The 14656-nt window shown below is 66.0% G+C and carries 14 protein-coding genes; 6 read left to right on the top strand and 8 right to left on the bottom strand.

What is annotated here, in order from left to right; translation table 11 throughout:
- The first annotated feature begins 145 nt into the window (after window positions 1–145).
- The 6 genes from QWL29_RS00530 (at window position 146) to QWL29_RS00505 (ending at window position 7304) form a co-directional block, all read left to right on the top strand.
- Window positions 146–382, top strand: coding sequence for a hypothetical protein (locus QWL29_RS00530; RefSeq protein WP_305820932.1), 237 nt, complete (start codon window positions 146–148; stop codon window positions 380–382).
- 126 nt (window positions 383–508) lie between these two features.
- Window positions 509–2224, top strand: coding sequence for an NADH-ubiquinone oxidoreductase-F iron-sulfur binding region domain-containing protein (locus QWL29_RS00525; protein WP_305820931.1), 1716 nt, complete (start codon window positions 509–511; stop codon window positions 2222–2224).
- Window positions 2221–5022 (top strand): formate dehydrogenase subunit alpha, encoded by a 2802-nt coding sequence (gene fdhF / locus QWL29_RS00520; RefSeq protein WP_305820930.1) that lies wholly within the window; start codon window positions 2221–2223, stop codon window positions 5020–5022. The genes QWL29_RS00525 and fdhF overlap by 4 nt, the downstream gene beginning before the upstream one ends.
- Window positions 5019–5885, top strand: coding sequence for a formate dehydrogenase accessory sulfurtransferase FdhD (locus tag QWL29_RS00515; protein WP_305820929.1), 867 nt, complete (start codon window positions 5019–5021; stop codon window positions 5883–5885). Before fdhF ends, QWL29_RS00515 begins: the two co-directional genes overlap by 4 nt.
- Before the next feature lie 22 nt (window positions 5886–5907).
- Window positions 5908–6615: an ABC transporter permease gene (locus QWL29_RS00510; protein ID WP_305820928.1), complete on the top strand. Its 708-nt coding sequence runs from the start codon at window positions 5908–5910 to the stop codon at window positions 6613–6615.
- Window positions 6612–7304 (top strand): energy-coupling factor ABC transporter ATP-binding protein, encoded by a 693-nt coding sequence (locus QWL29_RS00505; RefSeq protein WP_305820927.1) that lies wholly within the window; start codon window positions 6612–6614, stop codon window positions 7302–7304. Before QWL29_RS00510 ends, QWL29_RS00505 begins: the two co-directional genes overlap by 4 nt.
- Window positions 7305–7310: 6 nt before the next feature.
- On the opposite strand, the gene QWL29_RS00500 is transcribed toward QWL29_RS00505, so the two are convergent.
- From QWL29_RS00500 to purD, 8 genes are all read right to left on the bottom strand, one after another.
- A complete protein-coding gene (locus QWL29_RS00500; protein WP_305820926.1) occupies window positions 7311–7931 on the bottom strand; it encodes an HD domain-containing protein in 621 nt (206 codons plus the stop codon).
- 7 nt (window positions 7932–7938) lie between these two features.
- Window positions 7939–9402 carry a ribonuclease G gene (gene rng / locus QWL29_RS00495; protein ID WP_305820925.1) on the bottom strand — a complete coding sequence of 488 codons (1464 nt, stop codon included), beginning with the start codon at window positions 9400–9402 and terminating at the stop codon, window positions 7939–7941.
- 285 nt (window positions 9403–9687) lie between these two features.
- Entirely contained in the window at window positions 9688–10305 is a 618-nt protein-coding gene (locus QWL29_RS00490; protein WP_305820924.1) for a Maf family protein, read from the bottom strand.
- Window positions 10306–10315: 10 nt separating this feature from the next.
- Window positions 10316–10786 carry a 23S rRNA (pseudouridine(1915)-N(3))-methyltransferase RlmH gene (gene rlmH / locus QWL29_RS00485; RefSeq protein WP_229437182.1) on the bottom strand — a complete coding sequence of 157 codons (471 nt, stop codon included), beginning with the start codon at window positions 10784–10786 and terminating at the stop codon, window positions 10316–10318.
- A 6-nt stretch (window positions 10787–10792) separates the two neighbouring features.
- Window positions 10793–11506 carry a ribosome silencing factor gene (rsfS, locus tag QWL29_RS00480; RefSeq protein WP_305820923.1) on the bottom strand — a complete coding sequence of 238 codons (714 nt, stop codon included), beginning with the start codon at window positions 11504–11506 and terminating at the stop codon, window positions 10793–10795.
- Complete coding sequence (locus QWL29_RS00475; protein WP_305820922.1) at window positions 11506–12177, bottom strand: nicotinate-nucleotide adenylyltransferase; 672 nt, start codon at window positions 12175–12177, stop codon at window positions 11506–11508. The genes rsfS and QWL29_RS00475 overlap by 1 nt, the downstream gene beginning before the upstream one ends.
- Complete coding sequence (gene hemF, locus QWL29_RS00470; RefSeq protein ID WP_305820921.1) at window positions 12174–13085, bottom strand: oxygen-dependent coproporphyrinogen oxidase; 912 nt, start codon at window positions 13083–13085, stop codon at window positions 12174–12176. The genes QWL29_RS00475 and hemF overlap by 4 nt, the downstream gene beginning before the upstream one ends.
- Window positions 13086–13376: 291 nt before the next feature.
- Complete coding sequence (gene purD, locus QWL29_RS00465; protein ID WP_305820920.1) at window positions 13377–14642, bottom strand: phosphoribosylamine--glycine ligase; 1266 nt, start codon at window positions 14640–14642, stop codon at window positions 13377–13379.
- Window positions 14643–14656: the final 14 nt, after the last annotated feature.

Raw genomic sequence — 14656 nt, 5'->3', positions numbered from 1 at the left:
TTCCTTTCCGTTTCCTCTGCTAAATAACATTGATCTGCATCTAATTAGTGCAATATTGTGATCTACAAGAGGTTGCGATTGTGTCATCCTTGCCGGTTCGGCGGGGTTTTCGGTATGCTCAGGGCATATCAAAAGGAGCGAGCCGATGTATATGGTGTACTGGACCATGGTCGAAGAAACCGAGATTACCCCGCATGCCCAGGCATTCGGCACCGAGGAGATGGTGGCGGCGATGGGCTTCATGGAGGAGCTGCGCAAGCGCCAGCGCGCCGGCGAGGGCGTGCGCTTTGTCACCATGTGTTCCGAGCACCCCGACGTGGTCGGGCATCCGGGCGTGGACGTGACGGGGCCGGAGTACAACTGGAAGAAGCGGCGGCGCTAGGGATGCTCGTCTCCAGTTTGCCGCTTTCCGGATTGAGTTGGCCCTGAAACTGGCATATGCTTGAACAACAAGGCAGCACAACAAGGCGCCCGGACCATCGGTCAGGGCGCCGTCCTGGAGACAAGCATGAACCATCCCGTCATTCCGATTGCGGTCGCTGGGGCGAGCCGCCAGCGCAAGCGCGAGGCGCCCAAGGGCCGCCGTGTCGATCCGCAGGCCCTGGCCGAGGTGCAGGCCCTGCTCGGTGATGCGCCGCGCCGGCCTGACCTGCTGATCGAGCACCTGCACACGCTGCAGGACCATCTTGGCTGCCTTCCCGCCGGCCACCTGGCCGCGCTGGCCCAGGAAATGCGCAAGGCCCAGGCCGAGGTCTACGAGGTCGCCACCTTCTATCACCATTTCGACGTCGTGCGCGAGGGCGAGGCGGCGCCGCCGGCGCTGACCGTGCGCGTCTGCGCCGGGCTGTCCTGCGAGATGGCGGGTGCGTCCAACCTGCTGGCGCGGCTGCCCGCCATCCTCGGCGCCGAGGTGCGCGTGCTGGCCGCGCCCTGCATCGGCCGCTGCGAGCAGGCGCCGGCGGCGCTGGTGGGACAGGAGGCGGTGGCGCAGGCAAGCGCCGAGTCCATCCTGGCGCGCGTTGGCGGGGGTGCTGCTGTCGACACAGCCGATGCTCACGTGGATTACGCGGCCTATCGCGCTGCCGGCGGCTACCGCCTGCTGCGCGACTGCGTGGCCGGCCTGCACGAAGCCGAATCCGTGATCGGCACGCTGGAAGCATCCGGCCTGCGCGGCCTGGGCGGCGCCGGCTTTCCGCTGGGCCGCAAGTGGCGCATCGTGCGGCTTGAACCCGGTCCGCGCCTGATGGCGGTGAACATCGACGAAGGCGAACCCGGGACCTTCAAGGACCGCGTCTACCTGGAGCGCGACCCGCACCGCTTCTTGGAAGGCGCGCTGATTGCCGCCTGGGCGGTCGGCATCGAGGCCATCTACATCTACCTGCGCGACGAATACCACGCCTGCCGCGCGCTGCTGGAAGCGGAGCTAAGCGCGCTGCGGCGCGATCCGCCAGTGCAGGGCATGTCCGAGATCCACCTGCGGCGCGGCGCCGGGGCGTACATCTGCGGCGAAGAATCGGCCATGATCGAATCGATCGAGGGCAAGCGCGGCATGCCGCGCCTGCGTCCGCCCTACGTGGCGCAGATCGGGCTGTTCGGGCGGCCGACTCTCGAACACAACTTCGAATCGCTGCACTGGGTGCGCGAGATCCTGGAACGCGGCGGAGAATGGTTTGCCAGTTTCGGGCGCAATGGCCGGCGTGGCCTGCGCTCGTTCTCGGTGTCCGGCCGCGTGCGCGAGCCAGGCGTGAAGCTGGCGCCGGCCGGCATCACGGTGCGCGAGCTGATTGCCGAATATTGCGGCGGCATGGCGGATGGCCACGACTTCTATGCCTACCTGCCGGGCGGCGCTTCAGGCGGCATCCTGCCGGCCGCCATGGGCGATATCCCGCTCGACTTCGATACGCTGCAACCCTACGGCTGCTTCATCGGTTCGGCCGCGGTGGTGGTGCTGTCGCAGCAGGACAGCGCGGTGGCGGCGGCGCGCAACACCATGCGCTTCTTCGCCGACGAATCCTGCGGCCAGTGCACGCCCTGCCGCGCCGGCACGGCCAAGGCGCTGGACCTGATCCAGGCGCCGCAGTGGGACACTGCGCTGCTTGGCGAACTGTCGCAGGTGATGCGCGATGCCTCGATCTGCGGCCTGGGGCAGGCGGCGCCGAATCCGGTCGACTGCGTCATCAAGTATTTTCCACATGAGTTGGGGAACCTGCGGGGGCTGGCATGAACGCGACGATTCCGACGATTGCCTTTGAACTGGATGGGCGTGCGGTCGAAGCGCTGCCCGGCGACACCCTGATCGAGGTGGCACGGCGTGAAGGCATCGATTTGCCGCACCTGTGCTACAAGCCGGGCCTGGAGGCAGTCGGCAACTGCCGCTCCTGCATGGTGGAGATCGCCGGCGAGCGCGTGCTGGCAGCCTCCTGCTGCCGCCAGCCCACGGCCGGCATGAAGGTCACGACCGACAGCCCGCGCGCCGTGGCTGCGCAACGGATGGTGATCGAGCTGCTGCAGTCGGATATGGCGGAAGCCCAGTACACGCGCCACAACGAAGTCGATGTGTGGGCGGAGAAGCTTGGCGTGGGTAGACCGCGCTTTGCACCGACGCGTACGCAGCCGCAGCTCGACGCGACCCACGCCGCCATCACCGTGAATCTCGACGCCTGCATCCAGTGCACGCGCTGCCTGCGCGCCTGCCGCGACGAGCAGGTGAACGAAGTCATTGGGCTGGCTTTCCGCGGCCAGGCGGCGAAGATCGTGTTCGACCAGGACGACCCGCTCGGCGACTCCACTTGCGTGGCCTGCGGCGAATGCGTGCAGGCCTGCCCGACCGGCGCCCTGATGCCGGCGCGCGGCGTGGCGCTGAACATCCCCGATAAACAGGTCGATTCGGTCTGCCCTTATTGCGGCGTCGGCTGCCAGCTCACTTACCACGTGAAGGAAAACCGCATCCTGTACGTGGAAGGGCGCGACGGCCCGGCCAACCACGGCCGCCTGTGCGTGAAGGGGCGCTACGGCTTCGACTATGCTCACCATCCGCACCGCCTGACGAAACCCCTGGTCCGGCGCGAAGGCATGCCGAAGACCGGCGACTTCGTCATGGACCCGGAGCGCGTGCTCGACGTCTTCCGTGAAGCGAGCTGGGAAGAAGCGCTGGCGCTGGCCGGCGGCAAGCTGGCCCAGATACGCGATGCCCATGGCGGCGCCGCGCTGGCCGGCTTCGGTTCGGCCAAAGGCAGCAACGAAGAGGCTTACCTGTTCCAGAAGCTGGTGCGCACCGGATTCGGCACCAACAACGTCGACCACTGCACGCGCCTGTGCCACGCGTCCTCGGTGTCGGCACTGCTGGAAGGCATAGGCTCGGGCGCGGTATCGAACCCGGTGATGGACGTCACGCGCGCCGAGGTCATCGTCGTCATCGGCGCCAACCCCACGGTGAACCACCCGGTGGCCGCCACCTGGATCAAGAATGCGGCCAAGGCGGGCGCGAAACTGATCGTGCTCGACCCGCGCCGCTCGGACCTGGCGCGCCACGCGCACCGCTACCTGCAGTTCAAGCCCGACACCGACGTCGCCCTGCTGAACGCGCTGATGCACGTGATCGTCGAAGAGCGCCTGGTCGACCCGGCCTTCATCGCGGCGCGCACGGTTGGGTACGCCGAGCTGGAAGCCAACGTGGCCGGCTACAGCCCGGAAGCGATGGCGCCGATCTGCGGCATCGACGCCGACACCATCCGCTACGTCGCGCGCCTGTACGCGACCTCGAAGGGTTCGATGATCCTGTGGGGCATGGGCATCTCCCAGCACATCCACGGCACGGATAACGCGCGCTGCCTGATTGCACTGTCGCTGATGACCGGCCAGATCGGCCGCCCCGGCACTGGCCTGCATCCGCTGCGGGGACAGAACAACGTGCAGGGCGCCTCCGACGCCGGCCTGATCCCGATGATGCTGCCGGACTACGGCCGCGTCGACAATCCGGCCGTGCGCGCCAGGTTCGAAGCGGCCTGGAACGCCACGCTCGACCCGAAGCCCGGCCTGACCGTGGTCGAGATCATGGACGCCATCTGCGCCGGCCAGATCCGCGGCATGTACATCATGGGCGAGAACCCGGCCATGTCCGACCCCGACGCCAATCACGCGCGCGCCGCGCTGGCCGCGCTCGAGCACCTGGTGGTGCAGGACATCTTCCTGACCGAGACGGCCTATCTCGCGGACGTCATCCTGCCGGCGTCGAGCTTCCCCGAGAAGACCGGCAGCTTCACGAATACCGACCGCCTGGTGCAGCTGGGCCGCCAAGCCATCGATCCGCCGGGCGAGGCCAAGCCCGATTTGTGGATCATCCAGAAGATCGCGCAGCAGCTGGGACTTGGCTGGGACTACGGCCACGTATCCGAGGTGTTCGACGAGATGCGCAAGACCATGCCCAGCATCGCCGGCATCACCTGGGAAAGGCTCGAACGCGAAGGTGCGGTCGTGTATCCGTGCCCGGTGGAGGAGGGGCCGGGCCAGCCGGTGGTGTTCACGGATGCCTTCCCGCGCGAAGGCGGCAAGGCGCGCTTCGTCCCGGCCGACATCATCCCCGCCGACGAGCGGCCCGATGCCGAGTACCCGATGGTCCTGATTACCGGCCGCCAGCTCGAACACTGGCACACCGGCAGCATGACGCGCCGCGCCGGCGTGCTCGATGCAATCGAACCCGATCCGGTGGCGCTGGTGCATCCGCTGGACTTGCAGCGCCTGGGCGTGGAGCCGGGCGCCGCGATCACGATTGCCTCGCGCCGCGGCGAAGTGGTGCTGTGGGCGCGCGCCGACGACAGCTCGCCGGTGGGCGCGATCTTCGTCCCTTTCTGCTATTACGAAGCGGCGATCAACCGCCTGACGAATGCGGCGCTCGACCCCTACGGCAAGATCCCGGAGTTCAAATACTGCGCGGTGAAGGTCGTGCCGGGCGGGGCGGTGGCGGCGCAGGGCAGCTACGGTGGCGGCCAGATTCTCGCCGGCGTGGCACAATTGGCAATATGAACTGTCCCGACTTGCCACGCTACCGTCCCCTCCTGTCCGATGCCCAGGCCCGCCTCACGCACGAGGTCGAGTCGCTGGACGAGCGCGGGCGCCGCGCCACGCTCTCGATTCCGGCCGAACGCCCGCTCACCGTCTACGTCGACAAGCGCGAGCTGGTCACGCTGATGACGCTGGGCGGCGCACCGGAAGCGCTGACGCTCGGCTACCTGCGCAACCAGCGCCTGGTGCGTTCCATCGAAGAAGTGGTGTCGGTGCAGGTGGACTGGTCGGTCGATGCGGTGGCCGTGGTCACGCGCAGCGGCATCCAGGGCATCGAAGAGCGCACCGCGAAAAAGGTGGTCACCACCGGCTGCGGCCAGGGCTCGGTGTTCGGCGGGCTGATGGACGAAGTCGACCAGATCACCCTGCCGCCGGATGCGCGCCTGCCGCAATCGGTGGTGTACCGCATCGTCGAGACCATCCGCACCCAGCAATCGATTTATAAACAGGCCGGCTCGGTGCACGGCTGCGCGCTGTTCTCGAATACGGGCGAGCTGCTGTATTTCGTCGAGGACGTGGGCCGCCACAATGCGGTCGATGCGATTGCCGGCCTGATGTGGCTGGAAGGGATGACGGGCGCCGACAAGGTGTTCTATACCACCGGCCGGCTGACCTCGGAAATGGTGATCAAGGGCGCGCAGATGGGTATTCCGTTCCTGCTGTCGCGCTCGGGCACCACGCAGATGGGGCACATGGTGGCGGAAAAGGTCGGCATGTCGCTGCTGGCGCGCTGCAGCGGGCGCCACTTCCTGCTCCTGAGTGGGCAGGAGCGGCTGGTGTTCCAGCCCGAGTTGCTCGAACTTCCCCTGCCAGTGCGTGCATGAACGTTGAAATGATCGGTTCCGCATGACCCTGTGGGAAGCGACGCAGCACGCGTTCGCGCTGCTGTTTTCCGGCGATGCAGCGCTCTGGCACATCGTCTGGGTATCGATCAAGACCAGCGTCATCGGCCTCTTGCTGGCCACGCCGCCCGCCGTGCTGCTTGGCTACGCGATTGCCATGCACCGCTTTCCGGGCCGCCGCATCGCGGTCTGGCTGGCGCAGTGCGCGCTGTCGCTGCCGACGGTGCTGATCGGACTTCTGCTCTACCTGCTGCTGTCGCGCCGCGGGCCGCTCGGGCCGCTGGAATGGCTGTTCTCGCAGTCGGGCATCATCGCCGGGCAGTTCGTGGTGGGCATGCCGGTGCTGCTGGCGTTCACGCTGGCGGCGGTGCAGGCGCTCGATCCGCGCTATGCCGAAACGGCGCGCGCCCTCGGCGCCTCGCGCTGGCGGGTGATGACGACCGTGCTGCACGAAGCGCGCTACGGCGTGATGGCGGCCGTGATCAGCGGCTTCGGGCGCGTGATCTCGGAGGTCGGCTGCGCGCTGATGGTGGGCGGGAACATCCAGGGCGAGACGCGCACCATCACCACGGCCATCGCACTCGAAACCAGCAAGGGCGAATTCGCGCAGGGGATCGCGCTTGGCATCGTGCTGGTGACGCTGGCGCTGGTGATGAACGGCGCGCTGATGCTGCTGCAGGGCGAGGCGCATACGGCGGGGGGACGAATTTGAGCACATCCTTGAGTGCGCTGCTCACCGTACGCAGCCTGCGCAAGCGGCACGGCGAGCGCCTGTTGTTCGACATCGACGAATTCATGCTCGACGCGGCCAGCGCCTATGTGCTGACCGGGGCGAACGGCGTGGGCAAGAGCACGCTGCTGCGCATCCTCGGCGGGCTGGAAGCGGCCCAGGTGGACAGCGTGAGCTTCGACGGCCATTCGTTCAGCCTGCAACCGTATCCAAAGGCGCTGCGTACAGCCATCGTCTACGTGCACCAGCACCCGATCATGTTCTCGACCAGCGTCTGGCACAACATCGCCTACGGCCTGCTGGCGCGCGGCGAATCGAAAGCCGTGGTGAAGAAGACGGTGGAGGAGGCGATGTGCTGGGCCGGCGTCGACTACCTGCGCGACACCGAGCCGGCGCGCCTGTCCGGCGGCGAGAAGCAGCGCGTGGCGCTGGCCCGCGCCCGCGTACTGCAACCGCGCCTGCTGCTGCTGGACGAGCCCACCGCCAACCTCGATGGCAGCGCGCGCGAAGGCGTGATCGCCCTGATCCCGACGCTGATCGAGCAGGGCAGCACGGTGGTGATGGCCTGCCATGACCGGGATCTGATCGGTCTGCCGGGCGTGCAGCGGCTGAAACTGCGCGACGGGCGGCTGGAGCATCGCCCGCACAGGACGGACGACGCTGCGCCCTGAACGAATTCAGGCTGACGTAGCGGCGATGGCCTGTGCGAGATTGCGCCTGGCGGCTGGCTCCAGGCGCTCGTGCAGGGCCGGCGTATGAAACAGGCGCGCACGGCCGAGGAAGGCCTGCAGGATCTCGCTGCGCTTGGTGTTGAACAGCGCTTCCGGTACATGGGCGTATTCGAGCCGGATCTGGCGCTCGTACTCGGCAAAGCGCGCAGGTTCGGCGCCGAGGATGGCGAGGTCGATGTCGGTCAGCAGCCGGGCATCGTTCGAGGCGGGCAAGGCGTCGTGGCAGGTGGCCATGATCAGCGCGTGGATGCGGGCGCAGACCTCAATCGACAGGCCGGCATCATGGAGCGCCGTGTCTGCCCATGCGGCTGATTGCGCTTCATTGTCGCGCGCATGCACGTCATAGACGCTGTCGTGGAACCAGAGGGCCAGTTCGACCTCAAGCGGATGCTCGGCCAGCTGCGTCCACGCGTCGAAGTGGGCAAAGCATTCTTCCAGGTGCTGCAGGGTGTGGTAGTGGCGCTGCGGCTCGCTGTAGGCATCGAGCAGCGCTCGCAGCAGCCCGCCGGGAGCGGGTTTGCCCAATTCCTGCCACAGGGATTGCCAGCGCTGTGCGAGCGTGTTCACTGCGGCCTTACATCAGGATCACGTCGTACTGCTCCTGGTGGTAACCCTTCTCCACCTGCAGCGAAATCTTCTTGCCGATGAAGTCGCCCAGCATGGCCAGGTGTTGCGACTCTTCTTCCAGGAACAGGTCGACCACTTCCTGCGACGCCAGGATGCGGAACTCGCGCGGATTGAACTGCTTCGCCTCGCGCAGCAGTTCGCGCAGGATTTCGTAGCAGATGGTGCGCGAGGTTTTGACTTGCCCCTTGCCCGAGCAGGCCGGGCAGGGCTCGCACAGGATGTGGGCCAGCGATTCGCGCGTGCGCTTCCTCGTCATCTCCACCAGGCCCAGCGCCGAGAAGCTGCTCACCGATACCTTGGTGCGGTCGCGCCCCAGGGTTTTCTTGAGTTCCGCGAGCACGGCGTTGCGGTGCTCGTTGTTCTCCATGTCGATGAAGTCGAGGATGATGATGCCGCCCAGGTTACGCAGGCGCAGCTGGCGCGCAATGGCGTGCGCGGCTTCCAGGTTGGTCTTGAAAATCGTGTCCGCGAAGTTGCGGCCGCCGACGAAACCGCCGGTGTTCACGTCGATGGTGGTCATCGCCTCGGTCTGGTCGACGATCAGGTAGCCGCCGGATTTCAGATCGACGCGGCGGCCCAGCGCGCGCAGGATTTCTTCTTCCACGCCGTACAAATCGAACAGTGGACGCTCGCCGGTGTAGTGCTGCAAGCGCGCCAGCACGCTCGGCGTGTAGATCTTCGCAAACTCCACCAGCATCAGGTGGTTTTCGCGCGAGTCCACCTGGATGGTCGCCGTCTCGTCGTGCACGAAGTCGCGCAGCACGCGCTGGGCCAGGTTCAAATCCTGGTACAGCAGGCTCGTGGCAGGGCGGGTGCGGGCGCCGTTCTGGATCGCGGCCCAGGTCTTGCGCAGGTAGTCGATGTCGGCCGAGAGGTCGGTGTCCGACGCTTCCTCGGCCTGGGTGCGCACGATGTAGCCGCCTTTTTCCTCGGCCGGCAGCAGGCCCGCCATACGGGTGCGCAGCAGTTCGCGGTCGGCTTCCTTTTCGATCTTTTGCGAGATGCCGATGTGCTTGTCCTGCGGCAGGTAGACCAGCATGCGGCCGGCAATCGAAATCTGCGTCGACAGACGCGCGCCCTTGGTGCCGATCGGGTCCTTGATCACCTGCACGGTCAGTACCTGGCCGTCGTAGAGCAGCTTCTCGATGGGCGTGGGCGGCACGTTGGAATTATCGTGCGGACGCGCTTCCCAGATGTCGGCCACGTGCAGGAAGGCGGCGCGTTCCAGGCCGATGTCGATGAAGGCCGACTGCATGCCCGGCAGCACGCGCACGACCTTGCCCGAATACACGTTGCCGGCCAGGCCGCGCGTCAGCGTACGCTCGATGTGCAACTCCTGCACCGCGCCCTGCAGGACCAGCGCCACGCGCGTTTCCTGCGGGGTGATATTGATGAGGATGTCTTCGTTCATGAGCGCTACGCGTGAGGATATTGTTCAGAGTGTCATGATACACGCTGGGGTCCGCGAACGTGGCGGGTCGGTGAGGATTGTTACAGCTGGAGAATGTAGGGTGGGCGCCCCGTGCCCACGCGTGACGCATGCAGCCAGCCGGCTTCATTATGATCGGCAAGATCACCGAGTTGCGCAACGCAATCGGTAACGATCACCCCGTGGGCACGGGGCGCCCACCCTACGAATGCCACTGTTTCGATGAAAGCAGGTGTAGTTGAACGCTGCGAACGGCAATCCGCCGAATCAGACCTGGAACCCGGCCTTGCGCAGCAGGACGGCCGTCTCGAAGATCGGCAAGCCCATGATTCCCGAATGGCTGCCCTCGATATGCTCGATGAACAGCGCGGCGAGACCCTGGATGCCGTAGCCGCCCGCCTTGTCGTAGGGCTCGCTCGTGGCGCAATACGCCGCGATCTGTTGCGCAGTCAATTTCGCGAAGCGCACGTTCGACACCTGGGTCAGGTGCTCGGCCATGTCGGTGTAGTGCACCGCCACCGTGGTCAACACCTGGTGGGTACGCCCGGACAATTGCTCGAGCATGGCCCGTGCTTCCGCCAGGTCGCCCGGCTTGCCGAGGATGTCGCCGTCGATGGTCACCGTGGTGTCGGCCGTCAGCACCGGTCGCAAGGGCTGGCGGCGTTGCTGCAGCACCTGCCAGGCAAACGCGCCTTTCTCCAGCGCCACGCGCACCACGTAGTCCTGGGCCAGCTCGCCGTCGAACACATCCTCGGGCACGTCGATGCCGCGCGCAGGGTCGCTGCGCAGGCTCAGCAAATCGAAGTCGATGCCGACCTGGCGCAGCAGTTCGCGGCGGCGCGGGCTTTTCGACGCGAGGTAGATCTTCTTGTTGTGCGATTTCATGAGGCGAACATCAAACGCGGTGATACGGATGGTTCTGGGTAATCGACCAGGCGCGGTACAGCTGTTCGGCCAGCATCACCCGCACCACGCCGTGGGGCAGGGTCATGCTGGAAATGCGGATCATGCCCTCGGCACGCGCCTTCAGCTCCGGGTCGAGCCCGTCCGCGCCGCCGATCAGGAAGGCGGTGTCGCGCCCGTCCTGCTGCCAGTTCAACAATTGTTGGGAGAGTCCAACACTTGTCAGGTCCTTGCCCCGCTCGTCGAGGGCGATGATGCGCACGCCTTTCGGCAGCACCGCTTCGATACGCTCGCGTTCGAGCGCCATCGCGGTGGCCGCCGTCTTGCTGCCGGAACGCTCGACCGGCTTGATTTCCTTGAGCACGATGCGCAGCTCGGGCGGCATGCGCTTCGTGTATTCCCCAAAGCCGGTCTCGATCCAGGCCGGCATCTTGTGGCCGACCGCGGCAATGATCAGTTGCATCGAAGCTTACTCGGCAGCCTTCTTGGTCACGCGCTTGATGACCTTCTTGACCGGTTCGGCGTCAAGCGGTGCGGCGGCCTTGACGGTACGCTTCGGCGGCAATGCCTTCAGCGCTTTCACGGCGGCGACTTCGGCTTTTGGTGGAGCAACCTTCACGGTCTTGCCGACGGCTTTCGAGACGGCCTTGGCGACTGGCTTCTTGGCCGGCGCTTTCACGGCAGCGGTCTTGCTTGCAGCGGTCTTGGTTGCAGACGTTTTGCTCGCAACTTTGCGTTCGCGCACAGGCTTGACTTCCGGCTGGTCCTGGTTTGCGGCCAGGTGCTTCGACTTGACCTTCGACTCGGCAGCTTCAAGCGCTTCCGGCGTCGACTTGCGCTTGGCGGCGCCCAGCTTGACCGGCTTCTCGCCCCAGATTTCTTCCAGGCGGTAGTACTGGCGAATCGCCGGCTGCATGATGTGGACGATCATGTCGCCCAGGTCGACCAGCACCCATTCGCCGGTGTCTTCGCCTTCCATGCCGATGACGTCGCCGCCGGCAGCCTTGACCTTGTCACGGACCGATGCGGCCAGCGCCTTGGTCTGGCGGTTCGAGGTACCCGAGACGACGGCGATGCGGTCGAACAGGCTGGTCAGCCCGGTCGTGTCGAACAGCATGATCTCCTGGCCTTTGACGTCTTCGAGGGCGTCCACGACGAGGGTTTGCAGTTTTTTGATATCCATTAGCTTTTGTATAAATTATGTTGTTGAATGTAGTCTAGCACTACCCGCGCGAGGAGCGAGGCTGGCGCTTCTTGCGGAGCGCCCCCCGGTTCGCCTTCTTGCCTGAGCAGTGCCCGGACCTCGGTCGCGGAAATATCCACGGCCAATGTGGGGGCCATGCACACCAGCCCGGCGGGCGTGGTGCGCACTTCTTCGGGCGGCGCCAGGCGCCGCGCCATTTCCTCGGCCACCAGCGGCGGCAACGCGTCTTGCTCCAGCCTGTAGCCCGGCCGGGCAGCCACGCCGATGTTGGCGAGGTCAAACAGTTCACGCCAGTCGCGCCAGCTATCGAGCTTGAGCAACTGGTCGGCGCCCATCAAGAAAACGATGGACACCTCGTCGCCAAGTTCGGCCCGCAGGCCGCGCAAGGTGTCGACGGTATAAGTCGGGGTGCCGCGGTCGATTTCGCGGCGGTCGATCGTGGCCTGCAGGCCAGCGTCGCGGAAGGCCAGTTCCAGCATCGCGATGCGGTCGGCGTCGCCCGCCTGCAGCGCCGCCTTTTGCCAGGGCCGCGCCGGCAGCACGCGCAGTTCGCTCGGCTGCAGCAGTTCGACGAACAGCCGCGCCAGCGCAACGTGGCCGTGGTGCACGGGATCGAAACTGCCCCCCAGCAGGGCGACGCAGGGAATCACGAAGCGAGCCAGTCCCGGTGCGGCAGGAAGTCGGTGTAGAGCGCCGCTTCCGCGCTGCCGTCTTCCGGATGCCAGTCGTAGCGCCACTTGACGATCGGCGGCAGCGACATCAGGATTGCCTCGGTGCGGCCGCCCGATTGCAGGCCGAAGTGGGTGCCGCGGTCCCACACCAGGTTGAACTCGACGTAGCGGCCCCGGCGGTAGGCCTGGAAGTCGCGCTCGTGTTCGCCATACGTCGTGTCCTTGCGGGCTTTCAAAATTGGCAGGTAGGCGTCGATAAAACCGTCGCCGACCTGCTGCACCATGGCAAAGGCCTCGTCGAAAGGCAGCTCGTTGAAGTCGTCGAAGAAAATGCCGCCGACGCCACGTGCTTCCTTGCGGTGTTTCAGGTAAAAATACTCGTCGCACCACTTCTTGAAGCGCGGGTGCAGGTCGTCGCCGTAGGGCGCCAGCGCGTCGTGGCAGACGCGGTGGAAGTGGCGCGCGTCGTCGACGTTGCCGTAGTAGGGCGTCAGGTCCATGCCGCCGCCGAACCACCAGACCGGCTCTTGCCCTTCGGCCGTGGCCTCGAAGAAGCGCACGTTCATGTGCACGGTCGGGGCGTAGGGATTCCGCGGGTGCAGCACCAGCGACACGCCCATGGCTTCCCAGGCGCGGCCCGCCAGTTCCGGACGCGCGGCGGCGGCCGATGGCGGCAGGCTGGCGCCCATCACGTGCGAAAAATTCACGCCGCCGCGTTCCAGCACATTGCCTTCTTCGATCAGGCGCGAGATGCCGCCGCCGCCTTCGGGGCGTTCCCAGCTGTCCTTCAGGAAAGGCTTGCCGTCCACGTCTTCCAGGGCCGCGACGATGCGCGACTGCAAATCGAGCAGCCAGGCTTTGATGGCGGAAGGGGAGGGGGTCGACATGGGATCAGCTTGCGAAACGAAATAGGTGGCGATTGTACACTGTGCGTTGTGTGTACATTGAAATTGCGCGGGTGGGGTGGGGTGTGGTGTGGGACCGGCAGTGTGCAGAGGGGGAGGCAGCGTGCAAAGGTCAGACAGCGTGGGCACGAGTGCCCACCCTACGACCCTACACCCGGATCGCGGCGTGTCTCGTACGGTGGGCACACTGTGCCCACGCGGTTACGGACGTGTCCATGGGCCTGCGGCGGGGATGATTCGCCCGCCGGCCCATGCACTCGCCACGATCAACGCTTACTTGACCCCGCGCCACCCGATATCGCGTCGGAACTGCGCGCCATCGAAACGAATCTTCTCCACACCCTCGTACGCCTGCTTCTGCGCCATCTTGACGCTGTCGCCCAGGCCAACGACGCACAGCACGCGCCCGCCGTTCGACTGCAGCTTGCCGTCGACGATCCGGGTGCCGGCATGGAAGGTGATGCATTCCGCCGTCTCGGCCGCAATCCCTTCGATCACGTCGCCCTTGCGCGGGCTGTCCGGGTAGCCTGCCGCCGCCAGCACCACGCCCACGGCCGTACGGCGGTCCCATTCCAGGTCTACCGCGTCGAGCGTGCCGTTGCAGGCGTGTTCCAGCACCGTCACGTAATCGCTCTTCAGGCGCGCCATGATCGGCTGGGTTTCCGGGTCGCCCATGCGGCAATTGAATTCCAGCGTACGTGGGTTGCCCTCGGCGTCGATCATCAGCCCGGCGTACAGGAAGCCGGTGAACTGGATGCCGTCCTTGGCCATGCCCTGGATGGTCGGGTTGATGATCTCGCGCATCACGCGCGCATGCATGGCCGGGGTGACGATCGGGGCAGGGGAATAGGCGCCCATGCCGCCGGTGTTCGGGCCCTGGTCTGCATCCTTCAGGCGCTTGTGGTCTTGCGAGGTGGCCATCGGCAGGATGTTCTTGCCGTCGCACATGACGATGAAGCTCGCTTCTTCGCCGGCCAGGAATTCCTCGATCACGATGCGGGCGCCGGCGTCGCCAAAGGCGTTATCCGACAGCATGTGGTCGACCGCGGCATGCGCTTCTTCCAGCGTCATGGCCACGACCACGCCCTTGCCGGCCGCCAGGCCGTCGGCCTTGATGACGATCGGCGCGCCGTTCGCATCCACATAGGCATGCGCCTCGGTGGCGTCGGAAAAACTCTGGTACTTCGCGGTCGGAATGCCATGGCGCTGCATGAAGGCCTTGGCGAAATCTTTTGAACTTTCCAGCTGCGCCGCTTCTCGCGTCGGCCCGAAGATCTTCAGGCCGCGCGAGCGGAACAGATTCACGATGCCGGCCGCCAGCGGCGCTTCCGGGCCAACCAGGGTCAGGCCAACGTGCTCGGCCACCACGAAGTCGGCCAGGGCGGCCGGGTCGGTGATGTCGAGGTTCACCAGGCGCGAATCGAGCGCGGTGCCGCCGTTGCCCGGCGCCACGTACACCATCTGGACGCGTTCGGATTGGGCCAGTTTCCAGGCCAGAGCATGTTCACGGCCACCAGAGCCGACTACCAGGATTTTCATACGTGGCTTTCGCG

Source organism: Massilia brevitalea (assembly GCF_030711405.1).
GTDB classification, from domain to species: Bacteria; Pseudomonadota; Gammaproteobacteria; order Burkholderiales; family Burkholderiaceae_D; genus Telluria; species Telluria brevitalea.
This window is presented reverse-complemented; position numbering and strand designations above follow the sequence as displayed.

Excerpts from the sequence above, each read along its gene's own strand:
- QWL29_RS00530 (WP_305820932.1), top strand. The coding sequence starts at position 146 with ATGTATATGGTGTACTGGACCATGGTCGAAGAAACCGAGATTACCCCG.
- QWL29_RS00525 (WP_305820931.1), top strand. The coding sequence starts at position 509 with ATGAACCATCCCGTCATTCCGATTGCGGTCGCTGGGGCGAGCCGCCAG.
- fdhF (WP_305820930.1), top strand. The coding sequence starts at position 2,221 with ATGAACGCGACGATTCCGACGATTGCCTTTGAACTGGATGGGCGTGCG.
- QWL29_RS00515 (WP_305820929.1), top strand. The coding sequence starts at position 5,019 with ATGAACTGTCCCGACTTGCCACGCTACCGTCCCCTCCTGTCCGATGCC.
- QWL29_RS00510 (WP_305820928.1), top strand. The coding sequence starts at position 5,908 with ATGACCCTGTGGGAAGCGACGCAGCACGCGTTCGCGCTGCTGTTTTCC.
- rng (WP_305820925.1), bottom strand. The coding sequence starts at position 9,402 with ATGAACGAAGACATCCTCATCAATATCACCCCGCAGGAAACGCGCGTG.
- QWL29_RS00490 (WP_305820924.1), bottom strand. The coding sequence starts at position 10,305 with ATGAAATCGCACAACAAGAAGATCTACCTCGCGTCGAAAAGCCCGCGC.
- rlmH (WP_229437182.1), bottom strand. The coding sequence starts at position 10,786 with ATGCAACTGATCATTGCCGCGGTCGGCCACAAGATGCCGGCCTGGATC.
- rsfS (WP_305820923.1), bottom strand. The coding sequence starts at position 11,506 with ATGGATATCAAAAAACTGCAAACCCTCGTCGTGGACGCCCTCGAAGAC.
- hemF (WP_305820921.1), bottom strand. The coding sequence starts at position 13,085 with ATGTCGACCCCCTCCCCTTCCGCCATCAAAGCCTGGCTGCTCGATTTG.
- purD (WP_305820920.1), bottom strand. The coding sequence starts at position 14,642 with ATGAAAATCCTGGTAGTCGGCTCTGGTGGCCGTGAACATGCTCTGGCC.